Source organism: Jejuia spongiicola (genome assembly GCF_023502325.1).
Taxonomy (GTDB): domain Bacteria; phylum Bacteroidota; class Bacteroidia; order Flavobacteriales; family Flavobacteriaceae; genus Wocania_A; species Wocania_A spongiicola.
Genome location: NZ_JAMFLZ010000001.1, coordinates 696,864 through 722,775, shown reverse-complemented (window position 1 = coordinate 722,775; position 25,912 = coordinate 696,864). Strand labels below are relative to the sequence as shown.

Below are 25,912 nucleotides of genomic sequence, written 5' to 3'. Positions count from 1 at the left end.
ATTAATAATATGCTTTTTTTCAACTTAAATATAGTCGAATTATTGTTTAAAAACTTACAGTTATAATTTAAAGAGAAAAGCACATCAATTACTACCTGTATCGATGTGCTTTTTTCAATATTCTAAGTGAGCTCTAATTATAAGTATTACTTAGGTTTTTCCAATTTTTGTCGGCTATAGAAACGAGTTTATTATGATTTTTTTCAGCCAACCATAATTGCTGAGCATCCAATTCTAGATTATATAAATATAAGAAATACTTACCATCTTTAACTATAAACTTGTTTGGGTCTGGTCTAAATTTTGCTCCTGCATAAGCTCCAAAAGCACAAAACCCACCGTATTGAGGTTCATATTTTGCAGGGTTTTTATCGAAACTAGCTTTTTGCTCTGCCGATGTGAAGTAGTAAACTACTTTCTTGTATTCTGATTTATATTTTTTTAAGCCTTTTTGAGCGATTCCTAAATTTAAATATGATACTGGGCTATACCCTTGTAAAGCAATATTACTATTGTCTATGTTATTTGCTTTTTTATCCTGAGCAAATGATACTGTAGTCATTAAAAATGTTATGACTAAGGCTGATGTTTTTATTAAGTTTTTCATTTTATTAATTATTGTGCATTAAAATATTCTTCTTGTATTACTCTACCTTCGTCATTCCAAATACGACGTATAATTTCGTGCCAGTAAATTTTAGTATTGTCTTTCATATTAAAATCGAAAGTAAACTCTGAAGCTGATACATTTCCATCAACAATTGTATGATGTAGAGTAATACCATTTACAGCAGCAATAGCTCCTGCAAAACCTTCCATTTTTTCAACCATTTGTGCTTTATTGGTTGTTGCTAAACCATTATAATCTGACGTGGTTGCATTATCTGCAAAGAATTGTTTAACAGCATCTACAATTGCTCCTTGAGCTACGATGCCATCAATTTTTGACGCTTGTTCTTTAATATTCATTATTATTTTTTTAGTGATTAAACAAATTGTGTTTTGTAATTACACTGCAAATATGCGAATGAACTTAGATTAAGAACATATACAAAATACGCTAAAAATTGTACTTTTTATTTTTTGTGAACTGAAGGTGAAACACCAACATGATTTGTGAAGAACTTAGAAAAATGATTGGCTTCTTCGAAACCTAAAGCAAACGCAACATCTTTAACATTTTCATTTTGAGAAAGCATTATTTTTGCAGATTGAATAATTTGAGAGCGTATTAGCTGACCTAGAGAACAGTTCATTTTTTGTTTCACTTTTTTTGAGAGTGTTTTAACACTAATATTCATTTTATCTGCATAAAACCCTAAGGCGTGCTCTTCTTTATGAAACAATTGAATTAGCTCAATAATGTTTTGAGAAAACATATCTCTATCCTCATAATCAAACGTATTTCTAAACTGGTTTGGTGTTTGTCCTATAGTATCTTTAAACACTCGGTTAAAATAAGCAGGATCTTTATAACCTTTTTCGTAGGCAATTTCTTGAATACTTTTATCTGTAAAAGCAATATCTTTTTTACTTTCTAAAAGCTGCTTTTTATGAATGAGTTTATTTATGGTAATACCTAGTTTATCTTTAATCAAATGCTGTACGTTATAATCATTATGCATATGATTCATAAAAGATTTCACATTAATTTTATTAGTAAATTCTTCGTCTATTATATCTTTTACATCAAAAATAACTTGATACTCTTCTTTATTTGCTTGAAAAGGGTTTTGCCAATACCATTGTTTTGTAGAAACATCAATAAGGTTACTCATTTCATCATTAAAAACAGTCTTATTTAAAAAAGACTGACAATCTTCACATTCATTAAAGTTTATATAGCCTAAAGAAATAAGGTGTTTAAATAGAATACGAACATCTTTAGATTCAAATAATATTTTATCTGGAAATTCAATAAAACGAACCACAAAATCATCAGACATAAACTTTATATACTGTCCTTTTTCTAAAAAAATAGCTTTGTCTTTCCAATCATGATAGCTATTAAAATCTACTTGAATATTTCCAGTGCCATTAAGTATATGTATTAAAGTGTACTTATTAATAAAATATACCTTGTTTATTTCAGCTTTAATTTTACTTACCATTAACTTTAAATAATTATGGTTATTTAGACGTATACAACTACTAAATACTACAATTTAATACGACTTGAAAGTAATAACAAAATTTACGACAAATTATAGCGTTAATTTACATTAATAAAAGTTTAGTATTTTTACTAATAAATCATTGCTCTTTATGAAAGACCTTATTGCAGAAGCTGAAAAACATGTCGTTCATCTATTAAATGAAAAACTTGACAATACATTTGTTTACCATAATTTGGGCCATACACAACTTGTGGTTGAAAAAGTAAAAGAATTAGCAGATTTATCTAATTTAAATGATTCTGAAAAAACTGAATTAATTATTAGTGCTTGGTTTCATGACACGGGTTTCACCGAAAGTATTGAAGGTCATGAGGAAAAAGGTGTAGAAATAGCTACAACCTTTTTAAAAAAACATAATGTTTCTGAAAAAGACATAAATAACATTTCTTCTTTAATACTAGCAACCAAATTAGATTATAAACCGAAAACACTATCAGAAAAAATAATACGAGATGCTGATTGTGCTCATATTGGAAGTAAAAACTTTAGTGACATAACAGTATTACTTAGAAAAGAATGGGAGCTTAACTGTAATAAAACTTTAAATGATGATGAATGGTTAAATGAAAACATAAACTTTTTAACAAAAAAACATCGATTTTATAGCGATGCTGCATCCTCTAGTTGGGATAAGGCTAAAAGTAAAAACATATCGCAGTTATTAAAAACTCAACAAAAACTGAATGAGAACACAAAAAAGGTAAAACAAAAAAAGGCTGAGTTAGACTTCAAAAAAAGTAAAATAGAATTACCTGAACGTGGTATTGAAACTATGTTTAGGGTGACATTAAAAAACCATATAACCCTTAGCAATATTGCCGACACTAAAGCCAATATTTTGCTTTCAGTTAATGCCATTATTGTTTCCTTGGTGCTATCTAACTTAGTTTCTAAATTAGACAACCCTTCTAATAGTTATTTAATAATTCCAACCGTTGTTTTTGTATTATTTACTGTAGCTTCAATTGTTTTATCCATTCTAGCTACTCGACCAAATGTAACGAGTGGTAAGTTTACTAAAGACGATGTTGCTAACAAAAAAGTAAACTTATTATTTTTTGGAAACTTCCATAAAATGAGCCTTAAAGATTTTGAATGGGCTATGGGAGAAATGATGCAAGACAGAGAGTACCTTTATTCTTCAATGAAAAAAGATTTGTATTTTCTTGGATTGGTTTTAGACAAAAAATATAAAATACTCAGACTTACTTATTCTGTTTTTATGGTTGGTATTATTGTAAGTGTTATTGCTTTTGCTGTAGCGTTTCAATATTCGTGAGTTAAGCCTTAATTTCTTTCATTAAATCATTATATGTGTAAAAAGATTTATCTTCTTCACTTTTATGATACAACACACTTACCCTAATTGCTTTTAAGCCTGTTACTGCTTGTAAATCTTGCAATTCAACTATTTCTACATCGGTATCTAAATAGTGTTTAGATTGTAAAAACTTAATATATCTTAAATACTCACGTTCGTCTTGTTTTTGAGAATAAACAATACTTATTTTCCCTTTTTGAGTTACACGTTCTTTTGTTCCTTTTATATAGGCTTTATCTACTCGTTTTTTTACAATTTCGTAACGTGCGTTATAAGTACCATCAACATCAAATTGTTTTTCATCCATTCTAAAACTAATAGATAAAGGCTGATTAAATACTAAAATCATAGACGCCACATCTAACGCCACTGGAAACCCTGACTGCATTTGGTAATAAGAATTTTCCATTTCGCACATAACCTGTAACTGCCATAAACGTAAATTATATAAATAAATAGGACTAAAACTTTCTTCTTTAGTAATAGATTCTCCTATGTACATATTATGCTCAACACCATCAGTTTTAAAGCGCTCAAAATAATGTGGATACATGGTTTGTGCTACTTCTTGTTTTTTATCTAAAAGAGAAGCCATTTCTTTATTAATCAAAGCAATAGTATCATCATAATCTTTTCTATGACGGTACAAAACATCTACCTTATCATCAATACTATCAAAATAAGCATCAATAGATTCTTTTAAGGTATCAATAGTATAAATGTGTTTAAGTGCTGGCTCAATTTCATCTTTAACAAATTCAGATATTTGTTGCTCGCTATCAACTTGAAAATGTGTATTTAGACCTTCTAAATACTCATTAATTTGATAAATAAATTGATCATAAATTGGTAAGGTTTCTATTTCTGAAGCTTTTTCAAAAATATCCTTAACTGCATTTAATTGAAGTGTTAAATCTAACCTTGTTGCTTTATTTCTAGCTTCTGAAGATCCTTTAATATCTATTTGTCCATAAAGTGGATAAATATTATCGAAAGCTATTTTTTTAAAAATAGCTTGTTCGCCATTAAATTCAGATTTTATAAAATCTTTAGCTTCTTTTTCAAAACGCCAATGTACACTCGGATGTATAGAAGTACATTCTTTTTGAATTATAGCTTCAATTAAATTTTCTTCATCACTTTTAGAACGTTCTACAGCTGATACTATAAAAGGCATAACATCTATTAACTTATTAGCATTAATACTATTAAGCACTTGTGGTTTATTAGACACTATTTCGATAATACCCATTAACCCACTTTCATTAGCTATAGGAGCAAAAATAGCGCTCTTAATGCCTTGTTCATGTAATGCTGTAATATGTGGTGCGCTATCTTTAGCCTTTTCCATGATTCTATCTACATCTGATACAGAAAAATATTTATTTTCATTTATCAGTCTATTATATGACCATGAACATAATGACCCTGAACAACTAGCGCTTTCTTTGTTTCCTAAAAGAAAACTATTCATCCCTACACCATATACACGTTCAAAAATACCTTCCTCTTTATTAAAGATTGAGAACCCTACCTTTAAATCGTTAATTCCAAAAAGAGACCTGAAAATTTCATGGAATCCTTCCATAAAATTCTCATCTTTTCTTTTATCATCTCCTATAAGGTTAGATTTTATATTAGATATCGATTGATCATCTGTTACATCAAAAATATTTGAAATAACAAAACCTTTAAAAGTGTAACTGTTTGGTGGAAATTTTTCTTTCCATAGATCAATGTTTTCAAAATTATCTAACAATTCATCATAATCCTTTTGAGTAATTTTAGGTGCATTTTTATTTGGAATTATCTCAGTAAAATCTGCATTATATAATATCTTGTAATAATGTAGTATCCCATTTGCATCTGGTATTTCGTAATAAAATGGTCTTTTAAAATTTAAATTATACCCATAGCAAAAGTTTAAAATGATAGTACAAGCAATGATATACTTATCATCTTTAGGCATGTTTTTAATATCAAGCTCAAAATCATCACCAGCAATTTCTATTATATTTTTAAATCTTTCAGATGAATTAAAAATTAAATTGTGAAAAGGAACTGATGCCGTTTTAATTTCGTTTTTTGTTAAAACAGGACTAAAAGAATCTTGAAGAATAACACTAATTTCTTTTTCTCTTTCCTTTAACATTGAAACATCACTAAATCCATCCCTTAACTCAGGAAAATTATCAGCTGTTTTTAAAATACGCGTTGCCTTTTCTGCTACGAACTCATCATCGCTATTAGCCAAAGTCTCGTAGTGTTGAAGCAATTTGTTAAAACTAACCTGTAGTCTTAAAGGCGATTCAATATTATCGTTAATATCCATGATATCAGATGTCTTATAATGCAAAGTTACAAATTATTGGATTAGTCGGCATAAACTAGACTTTCTAACATTAAAAATGTTACAAGTTTATGTGTTAAATTTTCATGTTTTTAACACCTAAAAAGCAAAGATTATAAAGCTTTATTCTAATTGAATTTTAACCAACTATTTAACAGTAAAAATATGAATTTGATAATTTTATGTATTTTTAAACACACATTAACTAACTAATACTAATTATTATGTTTTCAAAAACAAATTTAATTTCTACGCTTGTAACAGGTATTTGGGGCTTTTTTGGTGGCTGGATACTTTGGGGTATGATTGGAGACCCAATCTTGAAAGATCATGCTATTACTTCTGGACTTATGAAAGAAATGCCAGATATGGCTATTCTTGCTATTGGATGCTTAATTGTAGGATTTGCTTTTTCAACCCTATATTCAAAATGGGCAAGAGGCACGCATGGTGTTTCTCATGGTGTACAATTTGGCATATGGCTAGGTGTTTTAATAGGTCTAGGTAGTGGTTTAATAGATCATTCTACTGCTAATATTTTAGATTTGACAGGAACTATTATTAATGCAGTAATTTACATTGTGCATTTTGGTATTATGGGCATTCTAGCAAGTCTAGTTTATGGAAAGTTTAGCTCCGCTGAATAGGTAATAATAAGAACTAAATCAAACTAAAAAACTCCTCGTACGAGGAGTTTTTTAGTTTAATACTATTTGTGTTTAGCTCGTTTTCTATAATTTAAACCAATTTTGAGTAATTTCTTCTTCTATGTTGTAATTTCCTTTATGAATAAACTCGTTTTTAATAGCATTATATTCATAATCTTTACCCCATTCTTGAAAATTATTAGCAACTTCTTTTATAGAATCACATATGAAATGAATTTCTTCATTGGTCATCGTTGGGTGAATAGACATGCGTATCCAACCTGGTCTTTCTATTAAACAACCGTCAAGAATTTTTTTCTCTATAGATTTTGACGTAGGCTCATCTACATTTAATAAATAATGCCCATAAGTTCCAGCACAAGAGCACCCTCCACGCGTTTGAACGCCAAAACGATCATTCAAAAGTTTAACAATCAGGTTGTAATGAGCATCGTCAATATAAAATGAGAACACACCTAACCTGTGAGTATGCTTTGGGGCCAAAATTTGTACATTGTCTATTTTAGAAAGCTTACTAAAAATAATATCGTTTAGCTCATGTTCTCTATCTAAAATATTTTGAACTCCCATCTGTTCTTTTAACTGAATGGACAATGCAATTTTTATAGCTTGTAAAAAACCTGGCGTACCCCCATCTTCACGAGTTTCAATATCATCAATATAATCATGGTCTCCCCAAGGATTTGTATAACTAACTGTTCCTCCTCCTGGATTATCTGGCACTAAATTTTTATATAATTTTTTATTAAAAATTAAAACCCCAGATGAGCCTGGACCTCCTAAAAATTTGTGTGGAGAAAAAGTGATCGCGTCTAAATACTCGTCTTCATTTTCGGGATGCATGTCAATATTGGTATATGGCGCAGAACAAGCAAAATCTACAAAACACAAACCATTATTTTGATGCATTATTTTTGCTACTTGATGATAATTGGTTCTAATACCAGTAACATTAGAGCAACCTGTTACCGCTGCTATTTTTATTGGACAGTCTCTATGTTTTTCAATAAGTTTTTCTAAATTTTCTAAACAAGGTAAACCCTGACTATTAGAAGGTATTACTTCTACTCTTGCTATGGTTTCTAACCATGATGTTTGGTTAGAATGATGTTCCATATGAGACACAAAAATGATAGGTCTCTTCTCCTCGGGGATTTCTGTATGATCTTTTAAATTCTCATTAACTTTTAAACCTAAAATTCGTTGAAATTTATTTATAGCTCCAGTCATTCCTGTGCCAACTGTTATCAATACATCTTCTTTAGAGGCATTAACATGCTTTTTAATTATGTTTCTGGCATCATGATAAGCCAACGTCATTGCAGATCCTGTTATAGCAGTTTCTGTATGAGTATTAGCTACATATGGCCCAATCTCATTAAGCAGCTTTTCTTCTATAGGTCTATATAATCTTCCACTTGCTGTCCAATCTGCATAAATCACCTTTTTTCTGCCATAAGGAGAGTTGAAATATTTATCAATTCCAATAATATTTTCCCTGAATGGCTTGAAATAATTTTCAAGATTTGTCGATTTTTTAATAGTTGGATTAATCATAGTAGAATATAATTAAGTTAGTTTTGTTTGTTAAAAGAGTCCAAGCCTTTTTGCAAGAATTGAGCATATTCGTCTTCATCAGGCGTATACCCGACTGGTTCATTTAAAACCTCGTTATTGTTAGGGTTAAATAAAACGTAATAAGGTTGAGAATTTGATTTAAAGAATTGTGTTTGAAAATTAGCCCATTTATGCCCATAATTTTTAAGTAACCTTGTACCTCCATTAACTCTGTTAACTTCAACTTTCTGGTTATCTGGAAGGTCTTTTTTATCATCAACATATAAAGAGATTAACACATAATCATTTCTCAAATAACTATCTATTTTTTCTAATGGCCATATATGCTCTTCCATTTTTCTACAATTTACACAGGCATACCCAGTAAAATCAATCATGATGGGTTTATTGACTTGTTTTGCATAAGCAATTCCTTCTTTTAAATCTTTAAAAGTTTTTAAATTATTGGTAGTATTACTAGGTAAAAACCAACTATAGCCAACAGGAGGCGCCAAACCACTTAATAAAGTTAATGAGGTAAATGTATTAGTCTCTTTATTAACTCTAAATCCTGATGCTAAATATATAGCGAACGATGCTACCAGAATACCTCCGGCTATTCTTGTAAAAGAAAGCTTTTTAATCGGTGAATCGTGAGGGAATTTAATTTTTCCAAAAAGGTAAAGCGCTAAGCCTGCAAAAATGATAATCCATATCACCAAAAATGGTTCAATTTTTAAAATACCCCAGCGTTTTACTAAATCTGCATTTGATAAAAATTTAAAAGCTAATGCTAACTCCAAGAAACCTAATATTACTTTTGTTGTATTTAACCAACCACCAGATTTTGGTAGCGCATTCATCATATTAGGGAACATCGCAAATATTGCAAATGGAAGCCCTAATGACACACCAAATCCAGCCATACCCGCAGTAAGTTGCCACGCACCACCATCGGCTGTAAGCGAACCTGCAAGTAATGATCCTAAAATAGGTCCTGTACATGAAAATGATACAATTGCTAATGTCAATGCCATAAAGAAAATACCAATTATACCACCTGCGTTTTCGCCTTGGGTAGTTTTTGTTGTCCAGCTTGAAGGAAGTGTTAATTCATAGTATCCAAAGAATGAAAATGCAAAAAACACAAATACGGCAAAGAAAATAATGTTCAACCATATATTGGTTGATATCTCATTTAAAATGTCTGGATTAACAGAGTCTAAAAGATGAAAAGGAATGCTTAAAATTAAATAGACCATTAAAATGAAAAATCCATAAAGAATTGCTTTAGAAACGCCAGAACCTTTTCCTTGATCTCCTTTTTTAGTAAAAAAACTAACTGTTAATGGAATCATTGGAAATACACAAGGTGTTAAAAGCGCAAGTAACCCACCTAAAAACCCTAACCCAAATATAGTCCAGAGTGATTTTTTTTCAACTGAAGTAACTTCGGTTAACTTTATATCTTCAGGAACCATTCCGTAAAGCATATTATTTACTGAATCATTGTCAATATTTGAATTACTTGCAACCGAGTTTCTCTTTTCATTATCATTTAGAGAAAAGGTAAAAACTTCATCTATTTGCAAACATACCTTTTTGCATACTTGACCACTTAAACTCAATGATACTTCAGAGATATCAATATTTTTTAATTTTACTCTTTGTTTAAGAATTGCTGAATCATCAAAGAAAGATTCATATACCCCAAAAATTTCATTAAACTTTTTAATGGTATCGCTCTCAACAGCTTTTCCTTTTAATTCATAATCATCTGTCTGATTACTTTTTTCTATAACTATAGGAAGAGACCCACCTTCAGCAGTATATTGAGAATACACATGCCATCCTTCTTCAATTTCTGCTTTAATTACCAAATCATATTCTGTTTCAGAAATTTTATCAACCGAAGTTTGCCATTTTACAGGCTGTAACATGCCTGTTTGTTTATTTTCAAAATTATTTGAGGCCTGTTTTTTAGCAATAGGCATATTAAATACCAAATCAACCTCAGTTGGTGGTAAACACCTTGTATCATCACAAACCATAAATTCAACAGTTCCTCTAACTTCATTTATACTATCAATAACTTCTATAGTTTGCGTAAAGGTTGCAGATTCTTCAAAAAACTTAATTTTCATATTGAAAACAGGGTCGTCTACAGTATGTCCAATGTCTTCAGAAGTATTTCCAATAACTTTGAAGGCCGTATCATCTTCATCTCCATATAAAAATGTAGTAGGTATTGGTCCATCCTCAGGAACATTTTGAGAATACAAATGCCAGCCAGATTCAATCGTAGCTTTAGTTATTAATTTATATTTAGTATCTGAAACTTTCTCAACTGAAGTGGTCCATTTTACTGGATCCAGTATTTGTGAAAAAGCATTTAAGCTTAGTGATAATAGGAGAATTAAAAATAATTTCTTCATTTATAAATTATTATATTTTTCAAAAATAGAATTATGTTTATTGTTTAAAGGTAACATGTGTTACTTAAAAGTATAAGTATTATTAAAGGTAGTATAAATTATTACTTGTTAGTTTATAAAAAGAACTAATTAATTATCCTTTCTGTTACCTTTAAATCATTAATTAACTAAAGTTGCTTACTCAAAACAAAAGTATTAAAGAAAGACTTAAGTTTTGCCATTCTCTATTTTCATTTGATATAACATGTTTAACACGTGTACTTTTATGCTTATAAGACGTTTAAAAAGCCATTTCCCCTACTAAAGAAATGTTAAATAACATATTTTAGAGTTTTAAACTAGTACAAAGAGCTAAGAGATTTGCACATTTTTACAAGAATCATTGAAGTATTTTAATTGTATTATGAACCGCATAAACAAATACATTTACCAGATTTCCATTTATTTTTTCCTCAGAGAAACGCCTTTAGTTATTTTACCGATTCGTAGTTATCGTCCCAATTTTTTACTTTAGGTTCACCTAATTTCCCAATAGATTTTGCTACCAGCATTGAAACGGCCGCATCACCTGTTACATTTACTGCTGTGCGGCACATATCTAAAGGTCTATCTACAGCAAAAATAAGTGCTAATCCGGCTTCAGGTATTCCAGCGTAACCTAATACACCAACTAACATAACCATGCCTGCTCCTGGTACAGCTGCACTACCAATTGATGCCAATGTTGCGGTAGCTATAATGCCTATTTGTGTACTAAAACTTAAATCCATACCAAAAGCTTGTGCTATAAAAACAGCAGCTACTGCTTGGTACAAACTTGTCCCATCCATGTTAATAGTTGCTCCTATTGGTAAAACAAAACTTGCGGCTTCTTCCTCAACTCCTAAGTGTTCTGTAACTCGTTCCATAGTTACTGGTAATGTTGCTGCACTTGAACTTGTTGAAAATGCTAATAACTGCGCTGGAGATATTCCATTAATAAAAAAACTAGGTTTCTTCTTGGTAAACACTAATACTAACATAGTATAAATTGCAATCATTAAAAGCAATCCTATAATTACTGTTAATGCGTACCAACCTAATGCTTTGAATAAATCAACACTTGGTGATTCTACAACTAAAGCTGCTAATAAAGCAAATACCCCATATGGAGCTGCGAGCATAATAAGATCAACCATTTTCAAAATGACTTCATTAAATCCATCAAAGAAGTTTTTAACGGTCTTGCCTTTTTCTTCAGGAATCAAAATCAATCCAATACCAAAAAATACCGCAAAAAAGATAACTTGCAGCATATTACGGTTACTAGTCGCTGATGAGAAAATATTTTCAGGCACCAAATCTTCTAAAGGTTTTAGTGGACCAGCTTCTTTTTGAGCTTTTGCCGTTTCTTTATATTTAGTGGTGTTATCGGCATAATTACCAACCATTTCCTGCCTAGTTTCTTCGGATATAGAATGCCCAGGGTTTACCAAATTAACCAGAAGCAACCCAATAGATACTGCAATAATAGTAGTAGAAATATAAATACCTATAGTACGCCCTCCCATTTTTGAAAGCTTAGAGATATCTTTTAAATCAGACACACCCTTTATCAAAGCTGCCAAAATCAATGGTATGGCAATAAGTTTTAAAGAATTGATAAATATTTTTCCAAATGGCTTTATCCAATTTTGAACTATTTCTTTTCCCCCATCAAAATTCGTAAATAATAATCCTACTATTACTCCAAAAAGCATCCCTAGCAATATTCTCCAGTGTAGCGCAAGTTTCTTCATGTTTTTAAAAATTTAATGGTTATATTTTTTAGTTAAACACACTTTTTAGTGCATTGCTCATTTTAATCCATTCATCAGCACTTTCCCTAAGTTTAGTTCTTTCCTGTTCTATATGAATAAATCGGCCTGTAGTTTCTGATGCAGAAGCTGAACATGGGTTTGATGAACTATTTATTAATCGTCCTTGGGTATTCGTAAAACCTATAAGCCTCGTCCAACCAGTATCAATATGTGCCAACTTAAAAGTTAACGAGTTATCCTCAACTAAGAGTGCATCTTTTATTTGTGTGGCGTAATCTATTGATGGTGTTTCTCGTGTTCCATTGCTCAAAATAACATAAGGGTCGGTTGCATTTTTACCAAAACCATGTAATTGAATAAAAACAGAATTTGAAACTGCATTAAAAACATTTTCTGTTGTTTTTTGAAAAACAGAATTGATATTGTGAGCTAAATCAGAAACTCTGTAAGGTTGCGATCCAGAATTACATGTAGAAGTTGTTCCAGAACATGTTGACTCTTCACTATTATTACAACGATGAGCCCCACTTATAAAAACCGCCTTAGCAACATTATTTTTAAAACAATACACGGCTTGTTTACCAGTATTGGTGTCATTCTTTATATGTGGCGCTTGAATAATAAGGTTATTTATAGTAGGTGTTTTACTAAACACATAAGTTCCCCAATAATTAGATTTATCTGATTTCTCTTCTAAAATATAAAATACTTGATTTGGTGTTAATGATGTATCAGTAAACTCGTTAATTTGATAGTTTATTTCAGATGATTTTAAAACTGCATCATCAATATTTTCACCTAAAATAGCATCAATTATTTCATCCCATGTAGTTAATTGTGCGTCTAAAGGAATTTTATAATTATTCCCAGAATCTCCAGGCACATCATCGATAAAACTTCCTAAATAGGCTTCAATATCTCCAGATGTTGTAACTAAAACCGCTGTATCATCATCCGTTTTAACGTTAACAACATTACTAAAGCCAGATTCGTTTCCTGCAGCATCCCTTGCTTTTAACTTAAAAGAATATGTGGTGTTAGCGTCTAATCCACTTGCCGTATGACTTGTTGATGATATTGTTGCTAAAGCTTCATCATCTTTATAAATACTATAATTTTTAACCCCAATATTGTCTGTAGAAGCTGTCCAGCTTAAATCTATAGACATTGTAGAAATGCTTGTAACTATAAGGTTTGTTGGCGCCGAGGGAGGAGCAGTATCTGTTGTTTGTGCAGGAGCTGAATCGTCAGAGCCTCCACTAGAACAACTTGAAATTATAACACAATATACTATGGCTAAATATCTATAAACTTTCATCCTCTAGTAACTAAATTTTACTTTCTTCCTTTAGTGATTTTGTTTTATTATTTTTCTGATTAAAACCCTGCATTAATTGATATACATATGGGATTTGCTTTTGAAAACGTGTTAAAATATCATACGAGATATTGTCTCGACTAAAAGGGACAACTTTTACATACTCTTGAATTTCATCTACATTCCTACCATATTTGTAATCATAAGGAAAACGACCATCTGCATCAATTATATTATTTACATTGTCTTTGTTGGCAACACTAATGTAAAACTCGCTATCTTTAATATTTCCGTTAGGGTTAAACAAAGATTCATTATTTAAATAATCGTGTAACTCTTTAGCTGTATCAACTGCTGGGTCTATTAAGTTTATATTTTCAACCATAAATTCACGGTACATATACTTGCCATTTTTCCCTTTGTAGCTATATAATTCTTTTAAAATATCATCAATCTCATTCGTCATATATGGATAATGTGTACAACCTAAAATGATTGATTTTAATTTGTTATTAGTTTTTGATTGACGGATTTGCTCCATTAAAGTTACTAAGTGATAACGCACATAATTTTTTGCATCATTAATTTGAAGGATTGAACAATCGTCAACTTTTTCAGTATCGCAAAGCATTTTACTATTATCGAAATCGAAATTATAAATATCGAAAAGCGCTTTATCTATTTTTACATCTCCATCTAAACCAGGTCCTTTATAATCGTTTCGTGGTTTTTTCAAGTTCTTATCAAAATAATTTGGGTCTTCGTCAACAGCTTCTGCAATACCAATACCTCCTTGAGAAAACACTTCAATATTCCCGTTATAACCTAAATCTTCTTTAAACTTTAAAAGTGTATTTCTATAACCTTTAGAAGCCACAGTTCCTGCTGTAGCCAATACTCCAATAATAGCATCCTCATCTTTTTCAATGGTTGCCAATGTGCCTCTAACTCCGGCATCAATAACACCAATTACTTTTAGGTTTGAATTGGCTTTTCTTAAGAATTCTTCAATATATTCTTTTCCGTAAGCTGTAGCAGTGTTACAAGCAATTACCAAGGCTTTTACAGGTTGTTTATCTGTATTAACTGAATTATCTGTGGCATCTAAATAATAATTATTACTCATTAAAAACTGTGCGTCTTTAATAATATGCTCATTTAGTAAATCAACTTTATCTTCTTTTGAGTAATTGCCATAAGGCATATTAGCTTGGTCTCCCAGATATATAAAGGATTCTTTACTAAAATCTATCTCACCATCGCTTCCTTTTTTATGGTTTTCGTTATTATTTTCATCATAATTAACAATAGCTTTAAGAACTGTTAAACCACCTGTTCCTGAATCGAAAACACCAATTGGTAAACTTTTATCTCCATTAGGATAATTATTAAAATCGATATGATAAAAACTATCTTTGTCTTCAATAATGGTAGTAATAATATCTTTCTTTACTTCAGAAGTTTGTGATACTTCTTCTGTTTTTGCCGCCTTTTTACAACTTACTATTAGCAATGCTAACAACAAAAACAAGAGTTTTAACTGTCTCATAATTATTTCTTTTTTAATACTTTTCCGTTTAAAAGCCCTGTGAATTCACCTTTCTCAATAGATACTTTTCCATTGATGATACTATACTCTAACCCTTCTGCATATTGAAAAGCGTCTTTGTAATCTGCTATATCTCTAAAAGTTTCTGGGTTAAAAATGATTATATCAGCATAATAACCTTCTTTAATTTGCCCTCGCTTAGGTATTCTAAATATGTTTGCTGTTTTTGAAGTGCTCCCATTAATAAATGTTGCCATATCAACTATACTATCTTGTTTTACATATTTGTGATACTTACGCGGAAATGTTCCATATTTTCTAGGATGCCCTGTATTTCCATCTGATCCAGTAACTACCCAATCTTGTTTCATGAAATTGTGAATATCATCAGGATTCATGTTAAATGAAGCTACTCTTACATATCCAGTTTCTAGAACTGGGTATACAGCTTGTTCTGGCGGTATGTTTAACAATTCTGATATTTGCTGAAGTGTTTTACCCAAATAAGTAGCATTATTACATTTAACAACAAGTAGTTTTTCTGCACCACCTCTGCGCCTAATATTATTTCTGGTTTCTTCAAAAATGCGCTCTTTTAATTTTGGATTGAAAGCACGATACAATAAAGAATCTTTCCCTCCGCTTTCTGCCCAACGTGGTGAAACTGCAGCATTCAAACTAGTACCAGAGGCATCATACGGGTATTGATTTGCTGTTATTTCAATACCTTCTTTTCTTGCTGCTTCAATAATTTTAATAATAGAATCGCTTTGATGCCAAACATCAACGCCTAAGCATTTTATATGTGAAATATGTATTGGCAATTTTGCCTGACGTCCAATTTGTATAGCTTCTTGAACCGATGCTACCAAACCAATGGTATTAGAGCTTTCATCTCGCAAATGCGTATCATAAACACCTCCATTTTTTGCAACAATTTCAGCCAGAGCAATAACCTCATCTGTACTTGTATAACTCCCAGGAGCATAATATAATCCTGTTGACATGCCAAAGGCTCCTGCATCCATTTCTTTTTGCATTAACTCTTGCATTTTAGCAATATCATCAGGTGTAGGTTCAACATTACTTTTCCCAATAACTGCTTTTAAAATTTCGTGATGCCCTATAAGTTGTACAGCATTAGTACCAATACCTTGTTCTGAATATAACCTTTGATATTTCTTAGCAGGATAAAAACTATCACCATCATTACCAACTATGGTTGTGGTGATGCCTTGCATCATAAAAGGGAGGTTGTGAGCTGTTTTTTTGTCTTTATACTCTCTATCGGCATGCGTATGCGGATCTATAAAGCCTGGTGACACGATTAATCCTTTTGCATCGATTGTCTTTGTCGCTGTTATTTTAACATCGCCTTCATTCCCAACAAAAACAATTTTATCATCTTTTATAGCTATTAAAGCATTACTTGAGGCTTTATCTGTTCCGTTATAAACGGTTCCGTTTGTTATTAGAATATCGGCATCAACCTTTTCTTCAGAACAGGAAAAAATCAAAAGAATAATTAAACAACTTATAATGTTATTTCTTAAATACATTGGTTTATATAACTTATTATTATTCATTCATCACAGTTATTGTTGTACCATCTCTTCTGGGATCTGCTGCAGCTTTCCACTGACCATTCCTGTATTCTATAGCATGAACCCCTCCAAAATAGGCGTTCAATCCAGATTTATTGGTTAAGTCATAATTTGGGAATGCTATTTTAAACCTTTTGCTTCTAATTTTTTGAAGATTTTTTGAAGTTATATTTTCATCTTCTATATAGGCAAGGTTTCTAATAGCATGAACACGGGGCTCATTAATGATATCTGTAATACTCATTTCACTATCTACCCATAATTGAATTAATTGTGAAATAGTTGAAACAATACGCTTGCTTCCTGGTGTACCAATTACTAATACATTCTTGCCATCTTTTTTAACTAGGCTTGGACTCATTGATGATGGAATACTAACATTAGGTTCTAAAGACTTACCAAGACCAAAACCCATTAGTGACTTTAAATAGCTATTATAAAAGAAACCTAAACTTTTAGTGGATGTTATTGAGCCAAAATAAGCACCAACACTCGAGGTTACACTTACTGCGATTCCTTCTTTATCTGTTACTGAGAAATGTGTGGTTTCCCCTTGTCCTTTTTCTTCAGAATTAGGAATAACTTTTAATAAGTTATTGGCATTCTTCAATAGAGTCTTAGCATAATTTTTGGAGATTTTCTCATCTATTTCAGACTGAAAATTGCTATAATCTTTAATAGCATTATCTAACCTATCATTATGACTTAAATTAAGAACATTAAGTATCGCCAAAGTTCTTTCAGTGGTATTAGCCTTTAAATCATTCACATGATATTGTTCAAGCAAATTTAGAACTTGTAATACTTGCCAACCACCTCCTGGAGGGATAAACGAATAAACATCATACCCCCTGTAATTAACATGTAAAGGTTTATGTTCTTTTGGTTCTGGAAAATTTGATAAATCGTTAAACGTTATCCAGCCTCCATTATTTTTAAAATCTTCTGCAATTTCCTTTGCTACGTCTCCTTTATAAAAGTCATCACCTCCATTTATGGCTAATTTTTTTAGGGTCCTAGCTAAAGTTGGTTGCTTAATTAAATCTCCAATAGCAGGAATCTCATTATCTACTAGTAGTTCTCTATTATGATATGGATTATCTATAAACTTTTGCTGCACTCTTTTAAACACATGATGTCTATGAATCCCATTTATGAAGCCATTTTCTGCATAATGGATTGCTGATTCTAATAATTCTTCCCATTTTAATTGACCACTCCCATACTTTTTCCAAACATAATTTAGAATTTTTACCTGAGAAGGTATAGAAACTTGCTTATAGAATGTAAGATCTTTTTTTTCTATGTTTGAGTCTAAAATCGTAGGTGTTAAAGAAATACCTCCTATAGCAATAGGTTCTTGATTAGGAAGTGACAAAATAATCATTGTTCTGCCTCCTATACCAGACATAGCTGGTTCTGTTACTCCTAAAGTAAAAGCAACAGCAACTGCGGCATCCACTGCATTACCTCCTTTTTTTAAAATTTGCGCTCCAGATTCTGTTGCTTCTGGAGTTGCTGAAGATACTAGTCCTAAGGTTTCATTTTGCGCTATAACAACATTAAAGTATAGAATACTTATCGTTACTGAAGCTATTAAGTGCATTGTTTTCATTTATTTTTATTTAGTAAAACACGCATCATTTGTTCGGCAGTAACTTTACCTATTAATTTTATTCTGTCTTTAGGTGTTGCATCTCCAATTTCATAAGTTATACCTGTAGCATTATGCCCGTATAAAAACCAACCTTTAGATACAGGCTTACTACTGTTTCCTGCGGCTTCATTTACTTTATAATTTGGGATATTTTGCTCTAAGGCTTTAAACCAATCATCAATAAAGTTTGGCAAGGTTGTTCCTTTTCTAATTGTATTTGTATAAAACACATCTTTGTTTGTGGAGTGAAAGTCTAAGCCTAGTATCACTTTAGCCTTATTTTTTTGTAAAGTTTTTGTAATATATTCTACAGTTTGTTTCACTTCTGGTTGGTTGTATATTGACCAATCTCTATTTGTATCAACACCTCCTGCATTATGACGCCAATGCCCAAGATCAACTCCATCTGGGTTCATAATAGGAAAAGCCAATACCCGATACTTATTTAAAAATGTATCAGAAATATTAGATTGAGTTAAAATGGTTTTTAAAAACTCTTGAAATGCAAAATAACCAGTAACTTCAGGCGGGTGTTGGCGCGTTAATAGAACAATAATATCTTTGTTTTTTTTATCTCCTTTATAAATATCAAGAACAGGTAAATTTCTCCCTAATGTTGATTTTCCAAAATTGCTAAAGTGTACATAATCCTCTTTCCCTTTAATTAAGTTTGTATACCACAATTTAACATCTGATGACGAGTTTATTTGCTGAGCTGCCACAGTTAAAGGAGACTTATCTAATTTTAGCTTTATAGTTACAATGCTATCTCTTTTGAAAAAATTAATAGAATCAATGATAAACCAATTTTTATCTTTTTTTAATTTAGGTGCATATCTATGTTTATACCCCTTTGGATATTGAAACTTTAAGTAAAATGACTTTGGGGTTTTTGACCAAATTTTAAAGGCATAATATGCGCTATTATTAATGGGCTCATTTTCAGGATTTATTAAGAGAACAGCTGTGCTATCATTTTCCTTTTTCAACCCATTCAATCTTGCGCCATCAAACTCATTGCTAGCATAAACCCCTAAATCATCTAAAGTAAACGTTTGTTTCTTTTGAGATTTAATGGACTTTGTTGTAGTGTCTACAGGTGTTTTAAAAGAAACAGTGTCTGCGCTTTTACAACTAACTAAAATTAGAATAATTAGTACTAAATAGTTACGATGAAATAGTTTCATAAATTCGTTCTTTAAAAATTATTACTTTTATTTAATGTTGCCATAAATTCGTGGGCGTATACTTGAGCTCTTTTTATTATGAGGTCTCTATCTACCTCATCACCTTCCTCATAGGTTACTGCCTCACAACCAAATTTGTTAAAGAAGTAATTATAACAATACGGCAAGCTTTGAGCTCGTCTTCTAGCTTCAACCTTAAACGTTGAGTTATTTTCAATTCGAGGAATCCAATTTGGAATAACTTTATTCCTTTTTGCTTCATTTATTGAATCTAAAATTAAAAGGTATGGTCCTGAGTATGATGTATGAAAATCAAGTGCAAATCGAATTTTTTTTCCTTGGCTAGTTTTATAAGTTAAATATTTATCAACCATTTGAGTTTCTGGTTGTGTAAAGTCTACCCAATCTCGATTTAAATCTACACCATTAGCATTGTGCCTCCAATTACCCATATCTGCTCCATCTGGATTTAATAAAGGAAACGTATAGATATTAAATTTACTTCTAAAAGTATTGGCTGTTTTATAGTTACTTAATAGCTTTTCGTAAAAAGCTTTAAATGCAATAGTACCACCAGGAACTTCTGGTGGATGCTGTCTGGCAATTAATACTATTGTATTTACAATACTATCATTATCAACCTCTAAAGCATAATTATTTTTGTTTAAAACTGTTTTCCCAGCAACTATTTTATTGATTTTTGGATGCTTAATCAATAATTGATTCATCCATAAATAGGTGTCTTCTGATGATTCTATTTCTTGCGCTGCAACGTATAATTTTTGAGGAGAAACATTTAACTTCAATGTTGCTATTCCTGTGCTAGTATCAATCTTAATTTTTTGAGAGTCAATTTTCTCCCAATTCTTTTTGTCAATACTTAATTTAGGAATATAGCGGTGCTTATACTTACCATAATTAAGCTTTAACTCTATCTGTTTACTTATTTTAGAACTAATACCAAAAGCAAACCACGGACTTTTATTTACCGGTTCGAAGGCTGGAGATATATAAGCTGTATACTTATTTGCTCCTGTCTTCTCTACTTTGGTTAATTTTGAGCCATCAAAGTCTGTATAAAAAATAGCATCTTCAGACACTTTTTTATTACAACTAAGTATGCTACTTATTACAACCAAACAAAAAATAAATTGAAAAAGCTTCATATAGGTTTACTTTAGTATTGAGAATAAAATATTAGTGTATAGGCTTATATAACTACTCGCCATTACTTAAAATGAGGGATTGTCTTTAATAAGAAGTTTTTAAAAACAACCCCTACACTAACTCAAAAATCAAACTTTTTTGTCTATTGGTTTATTTGTGTTTTCACAAAAATATCAGCTATATCAGGTACATTATCCGCATTGGTGTTTTCTTCATCAAACGGATATAAGAATCGTTGTGGTCTTTGAGATCCTGTATTAAAAGGTACAGGCACTTGTAATGCCGTAGCGTCTTTTTCAGTTCTTCTAATATCGTTAAAGCTTAAAATATCTGCAAAGAAAGTTACATAACGTTCTTCAATAATTTCTCTAAGCAAAGCATCTTCTTTTGATAAAGAGCTGTCAGCATTTTCAATACCACCTGCTTCAAAATCTGCTTCGACATAATCGTCATAAATTCCAGAACTTGTAGAGAAGTATACACCATTTCTCAAATTAGCTCTATGCTCATTTAATTTAGCTAAAGCTGAACTAAAATTAGTAGAGTTTGAACGTAATGATGCTTCTGCCCAAGTTAGCAGATTCTCTTGATATGATATCTGATTCATTGGCTCGTTGTTTGCTGCTATTCCTGATAAATTAATATCTACACCATCATAATAATAAGCAGCACGATCTACTTCATCCGTTTTAGCATTGTTTCTACTACTAGCACCAGTTCCTACCAAATCAATTAAAAAAGATCCTTCTGTAGTCAAATCATCTGGAAAACTACCAGTAAAAAACTGATTTAATAAATTTGTATCACCAGTTAAAACAACTGCTGGCGGGTAATATTTCATAGATTCAGATTCTGAAGATATCCCGTTTTGAGCCGCCGCCGCCGCATTAGAATAATCCCTAACATCTAAAAACAATCTTGCCTTTAATGTATAAGCAGCTTTAACCCATTTGCTTGAGTCGCCTCCAAAATAAATATCTTCGTTTATTCCTCCACTTGTCCCTGCTACCTGCAAATCTGATATAGCTTCATCTAATAAAACTTGCAGAGCTGTATAAACTTCTGTTTGGCTATCATACTTTGGTGTTGGTATTTCATCATTGCTCGCTTCTGAATAGGGTACATCTCCGAACACATTTACTGCCGTACCAACAGCATAAGCTTCTAAAACTTTTGAAGCCCCGTAGAAAAAGTTTTTATTAGTAACTTCTATTCCGCTTCTTATTTCTCTAGCTTGCTTTACAACACCAACATAAATATTACGCCAAGGCGTATTCGAATTAGTGTTTCCGTATTCATAGTTTTGTACTGGAGCAAATCTACCAGAACCTACAAAGTTTCCTGTCCAAACTCCTGCAGCCCAATTTAAATAGCCAGATTGTGCAGTTGTATTTGCTAATTGCATACCTGTAAATAATGTTTGACCATCTACAACTCCAATTTTATTTGGGTTGTTATCATTTATATCGTCAACAACGCTTTGGCATGCTACTAAACATATAAAGGTTGCTATAATTAAACTTGTTTTAAATAATCGCATAATTAATTTTTTTAAAATGTTATATTTAAATTAAACATATAAGACTTTGTGGATGGGTTTGTGTAATAATCTAACCCTCTAGAATTACCAACTCCTGCAAAATTCTTATCAGGATCATTACCAATCACATCAGTCCATAAAACCAAGTTTCTACCAGTTACACTAAAGGCAACCGCTGATAATTTTAATTTGTCCAATACTTTTTGTCCTAAAGAATATGTTAATGTTAATTCTCTTAAACGTGTCCATGTTGCATCTTGTAGCCATAGCTCACTAAACCCTCTATTTCCTGCTCCATTACCTCTATACCAGTTTTGTTCTAAAAGTACTTGTCCTGCACCAAAATCGTATAAATTACCTCTTACTACATCTCCTGGAGTATAGGCGTTACCATTAACATCTACTACTCCTCCTGCTGGAATAGTAACCTTATTCCCTGATTCTGCACTAAAACCTCTTTGAGAATTAATTTGCCTTGTCATGTCATAAAAATCTCCACCTTGTGAGTGCTCAAATAACACATTCATTGACAGGTTTTTAAATCCAATATTAAAACCTAAGCCTCCAGTCCAGTCTGGGTTTGGGTCTCCAATTATATCATAAACAGGAGTTCCTACCGGAAAACCATTAGCATCTAATTCAATACTTCCATCTGCATTTCTAGGTAATTTACCTCCAAATATGGCTCCCATTTGATACCCTTCTGCTGCCACAGAATCACCTGTACCAAAACCAGTTAAAGCCTGAATATCTGCTCCTGCCAAACTTGTTACTTCATTTTTATTGGTACCAAAATTACCATAAGGAGAGAATGACCAATTCTCATTATCTCTTAATAGATTGGCATTAAACTCAAACTCAAATCCATTATTTTTCATTGCAGCTCCATTAGTATAAATACTTGTAAAGCCCCCACTTGGAGCTCTATCTAAAGTTAATAGGATATCCTCAATATCATTTGAGTAATATGTGAAACTTGTAGACAATGCATTATTAAAAAAGCGTAACTCTAAACCTCCTTCAATTTCTGTTTTTATTTCTGGTTTTAAATCTGCATTTCCTAATTGATTATCTAACCTAAATCCTCCTCCATGGTTAGTTGAAGAAAGGTTACCAAAAATACCATTACTATAAGTGAAATCTCCTTCATAATTTGTAGCACTTCGGTAAATTCCTGGTTGAATACCTACTTTACCCCAACTTAACCTAGCTTTTGCAAAACTTATAAAACTATCTTCTGGGAAGAAGCTAGCATCTGAGAATTGCCATGCAGCACTAGCCGCTGGATAAAAGAATGGCTTATTAATTGTTGAAGCTGCTTCTACTGTACCAGATAAATCTATAAATAGTTGGTTATCTATTCCAAAATTTGCAGTTGCAAACCCCCTGTTGGATCTACGATGACTTATAAAATTATCAGCTTGAATTATTCGTGAATTATCTAAAGTATAAATTTCAGCATTTACTATAAAGTCACTACCCACAGTAGTTTCTCTATTAAACTTTCTATCGTTAACATTCCAGCCCAACACAAACGAAGAGGTGATTTTTTCATTAATATCTGTATCATACTTAGCAATAGCATCAAAATTCAATTCTGTAGCCCCTATGCTTTCAAATGTTAAGTTACCTTCAAGTCGTGGTTGAGATCCTGTTCTAGCCGATCCTCTTGGGTATAAATAAGTTCTATCATCACTATAAGTATCAACACCACCTCTTAACTTAACATTTAAACCCTTAACAGGAAAAAGATCAAGCTCTGCTGAATAAATATGTCTATTTACAATATTTGGTGCTTTTTGTTTATTGGTTGTCCATAATGGATTATTATAACGAGGTCTTTCACTCGCACCAATTGGATTTCGATATGATCTATGACGGCCACTTGTTTCTGCACCAGAAGCACTTACATAAGTTCCTGTATAATCTTCAATATCAAAATCTGAAATATTTCTATAAAACCCTAGTAATAATCCTGCAGTATTTGAGTTTTGCTGAATTCTGTTAGCACTTACTCTTGAATATTTACCTTTAAGTTTTAAACTGATAAAGTCACTAAACTTCCGAGAAGCACTCAAATTTACAGTATGTCTTTTATAGTCATTATTTCTAACAACACCTTCATGATCTGTATTTCCTAAACTGAAAAAGATATTACTATTATCATCTCCACCACTTATACTAACCGATTGCTCTAATAATATTCCTGTTTGGAATACTTGATCGAAATTCTTTTGCAAAAATGTTTCTTTAGAATTTTTACCTCCATGAAGATTTGTAGAAGTTCCATCTGGAATATCATAATATATTCTACCAGTTTGGTCTCCTATAAAGTAGGCTCCCGAAGTATCAAATGCATCTTCTCCTCCAGATCTGGTTGATATTTCATCTCCCCAACCGTGTAAATAACCATATCTAAACCTACCACTTAATCCTTGACCATAATTAGATTGAAGAGGTGCAGTTGCGTTAACTTCGTCCAGAGCTAAAGATGTTTTTAAAGACACCTTAAATCCTTTTTTTCCAGATTTAGTTGTAATAATCACTACTCCATTTGATGCTCTTGACCCCCATAACGCTGCAGCTGATGCGCCTTTTAAAACTTGTAAGGTTTCAATATCATTAGGGTTAATATCATTTAAACGAGATTGTTGTGATGTACCGTTTCCTGTAGAGGAACTAGCTCCACCTTGCGAGTTACTATTACTTACAGGAATACCATCAACAATAATGAGTGGTTGCGTACTTCCAAAGATAGTATTAGCTCCTCTAATCCTAATATTAGAACCAGAACCAGGATCGCCATTTGAGCGTGTAATATTAACACCAGACATTTTACCTTGTATAGCATTCGCTACAGAAGTTTCTCCTGATCGAGTCATCGCTTCTGCTTTAACACTAGATACAGCACTACCTAGTTTATCTGTCTTAACAGCAAAACCTAAGGCATTAATCACAACCTCATCTAAACTTGCTGCATCTTCCTCTAAAGTAACATTGATTTCTGTTTGGTTTCCAACAACAATTTCAACTGTTTTAAAACCTATATAGCTTAAAACAAGAATAGCTCCCTCTTCTACATCTAAACTAAAATTTCCATCAAAATCTGTTGAGGTTCCTGTTGAAGTTCCTTTAACTATAACATTAACACCAGGTAACGGAACACCATAATTATCGGTTATTGTACCTGTTAGTGTTTTTTGTTTATTTTTTTTAATTATTATCTCTGGCTTTTCATTAATAACGATTGAGTTATTTTCTGAAACCTCAAAATTATAATTACTGACTGAAAAACATTTCTTCAATAACTTGTGTAGTCTGATGGTTCCTTTAGTAATATGAACCTTAGGCAAGTCTTTAAATAAATCTGTTTTATAAATAAATTTATAATCTGTTTGATTACTGATTAATTTAAAAACCTCATCAATACTTACAGTTTTATCCTGATCAATAACGACTTTTACATTCTGGGATAAAACATTGTTCGGAGTTAAACTGAAAACTACGGAGCAGAAAAAGAATATTAAAGTTTTCATAACGATTGTTAGTAGTTTCTTTCTAAAAAAGAACAAAACTTTAGTTG

At 31.6% G+C, this 25,912-nt stretch carries 17 protein-coding genes; 2 read left to right on the top strand and 15 right to left on the bottom strand.

Going from position 1 to position 25,912, the window contains the following annotated elements; genetic code table 11:
- Positions 1-133 precede the first annotated feature (133 nt).
- The 3 genes from M3P09_RS03325 to M3P09_RS03315 form a co-directional block, all read right to left on the bottom strand.
- Positions 134-607 carry a YHS domain-containing (seleno)protein gene (locus M3P09_RS03325; protein ID WP_099564643.1) on the bottom strand — a complete coding sequence of 158 codons (474 nt, stop codon included), beginning with the start codon at positions 605-607 and terminating at the stop codon, positions 134-136.
- A gap of 8 nt (positions 608-615) precedes the next feature.
- Positions 616-969: a hypothetical protein gene (locus tag M3P09_RS03320; protein WP_249972014.1), complete on the bottom strand. Its 354-nt coding sequence runs from the start codon at positions 967-969 to the stop codon at positions 616-618.
- 107 nt (positions 970-1,076) lie between these two features.
- The gene (locus M3P09_RS03315; RefSeq protein WP_249972013.1) at positions 1,077-2,111 is read right to left on the bottom strand and encodes a helix-turn-helix transcriptional regulator; all 1,035 of its coding nucleotides are present in this window, start codon (positions 2,109-2,111) and stop codon (positions 1,077-1,079) included.
- Positions 2,112-2,265: 154 nt separating this feature from the next.
- Here M3P09_RS03315 and M3P09_RS03310 point away from each other — a divergent pair, with 154 nt between their 5' ends.
- Complete coding sequence (locus tag M3P09_RS03310; RefSeq protein WP_249972012.1) at positions 2,266-3,456, top strand: Pycsar system effector family protein; 1,191 nt, start codon at positions 2,266-2,268, stop codon at positions 3,454-3,456.
- A gap of 1 nt (position 3,457) precedes the next feature.
- Here the strand turns inward: M3P09_RS03310 and M3P09_RS03305 are convergent, their stop codons facing one another.
- Positions 3,458-5,830 carry a GAF domain-containing protein gene (locus M3P09_RS03305; protein WP_249972011.1) on the bottom strand — a complete coding sequence of 791 codons (2,373 nt, stop codon included), beginning with the start codon at positions 5,828-5,830 and terminating at the stop codon, positions 3,458-3,460.
- 242 nt (positions 5,831-6,072) lie between these two features.
- Between M3P09_RS03305 and M3P09_RS03300 the strand changes: the two genes are divergently transcribed.
- Complete coding sequence (locus M3P09_RS03300) at positions 6,073-6,495, top strand: hypothetical protein (protein WP_099564648.1); 423 nt, start codon at positions 6,073-6,075, stop codon at positions 6,493-6,495.
- An 84-nt stretch (positions 6,496-6,579) separates the two neighbouring features.
- Here M3P09_RS03300 and M3P09_RS03295 read toward each other — a convergent pair whose 3' ends face one another.
- The 11 genes from M3P09_RS03295 to M3P09_RS03245 form a co-directional block, all read right to left on the bottom strand.
- Positions 6,580-8,073 (bottom strand): aminotransferase class V-fold PLP-dependent enzyme, encoded by a 1,494-nt coding sequence (locus tag M3P09_RS03295; protein WP_249972010.1) that lies wholly within the window; start codon positions 8,071-8,073, stop codon positions 6,580-6,582.
- Positions 8,074-8,090: 17 nt separating this feature from the next.
- Positions 8,091-10,508 (bottom strand): protein-disulfide reductase DsbD family protein, encoded by a 2,418-nt coding sequence (locus M3P09_RS03290; RefSeq protein ID WP_249972009.1) that lies wholly within the window; start codon positions 10,506-10,508, stop codon positions 8,091-8,093.
- Positions 10,509-10,978: 470 nt separating this feature from the next.
- Entirely contained in the window at positions 10,979-12,286 is a 1,308-nt protein-coding gene (locus tag M3P09_RS03285; protein ID WP_249972008.1) for a dicarboxylate/amino acid:cation symporter, read from the bottom strand.
- 28 nt (positions 12,287-12,314) lie between these two features.
- Entirely contained in the window at positions 12,315-13,625 is a 1,311-nt protein-coding gene (locus M3P09_RS03280) for a fibronectin type III domain-containing protein (protein WP_249972007.1), read from the bottom strand.
- A 10-nt stretch (positions 13,626-13,635) separates the two neighbouring features.
- Positions 13,636-15,174, bottom strand: coding sequence for a glutamate racemase (locus M3P09_RS03275; RefSeq protein ID WP_249972006.1), 1,539 nt, complete (start codon positions 15,172-15,174; stop codon positions 13,636-13,638).
- Positions 15,175-15,176: 2 nt separating this feature from the next.
- Positions 15,177-16,760, bottom strand: coding sequence for an N-acyl-D-amino-acid deacylase family protein (locus tag M3P09_RS03270; RefSeq protein WP_249972005.1), 1,584 nt, complete (start codon positions 16,758-16,760; stop codon positions 15,177-15,179).
- Complete coding sequence (locus tag M3P09_RS03265; RefSeq protein ID WP_249972004.1) at positions 16,753-18,393, bottom strand: gamma-glutamyltransferase; 1,641 nt, start codon at positions 18,391-18,393, stop codon at positions 16,753-16,755. The genes M3P09_RS03270 and M3P09_RS03265 overlap by 8 nt, the downstream gene beginning before the upstream one ends.
- On the bottom strand, positions 18,390-19,622 hold the full coding sequence (locus M3P09_RS03260) for a M14 family metallopeptidase (RefSeq protein ID WP_249972003.1): 1,233 nt from the start codon (positions 19,620-19,622) through the stop codon (positions 18,390-18,392). The genes M3P09_RS03265 and M3P09_RS03260 overlap by 4 nt, the downstream gene beginning before the upstream one ends.
- Positions 19,623-19,633: 11 nt before the next feature.
- On the bottom strand, positions 19,634-20,788 hold the full coding sequence (locus tag M3P09_RS03255; RefSeq protein ID WP_249972002.1) for a M14 family metallopeptidase: 1,155 nt from the start codon (positions 20,786-20,788) through the stop codon (positions 19,634-19,636).
- Between the two features lie 143 nt (positions 20,789-20,931).
- Complete coding sequence (locus M3P09_RS03250) at positions 20,932-22,329, bottom strand: SusD/RagB family nutrient-binding outer membrane lipoprotein (RefSeq protein ID WP_249972001.1); 1,398 nt, start codon at positions 22,327-22,329, stop codon at positions 20,932-20,934.
- 11 nt (positions 22,330-22,340) lie between these two features.
- The gene (locus M3P09_RS03245) at positions 22,341-25,865 is read right to left on the bottom strand and encodes a SusC/RagA family TonB-linked outer membrane protein (protein WP_249972000.1); all 3,525 of its coding nucleotides are present in this window, start codon (positions 25,863-25,865) and stop codon (positions 22,341-22,343) included.
- Positions 25,866-25,912 lie beyond the last annotated feature (47 nt).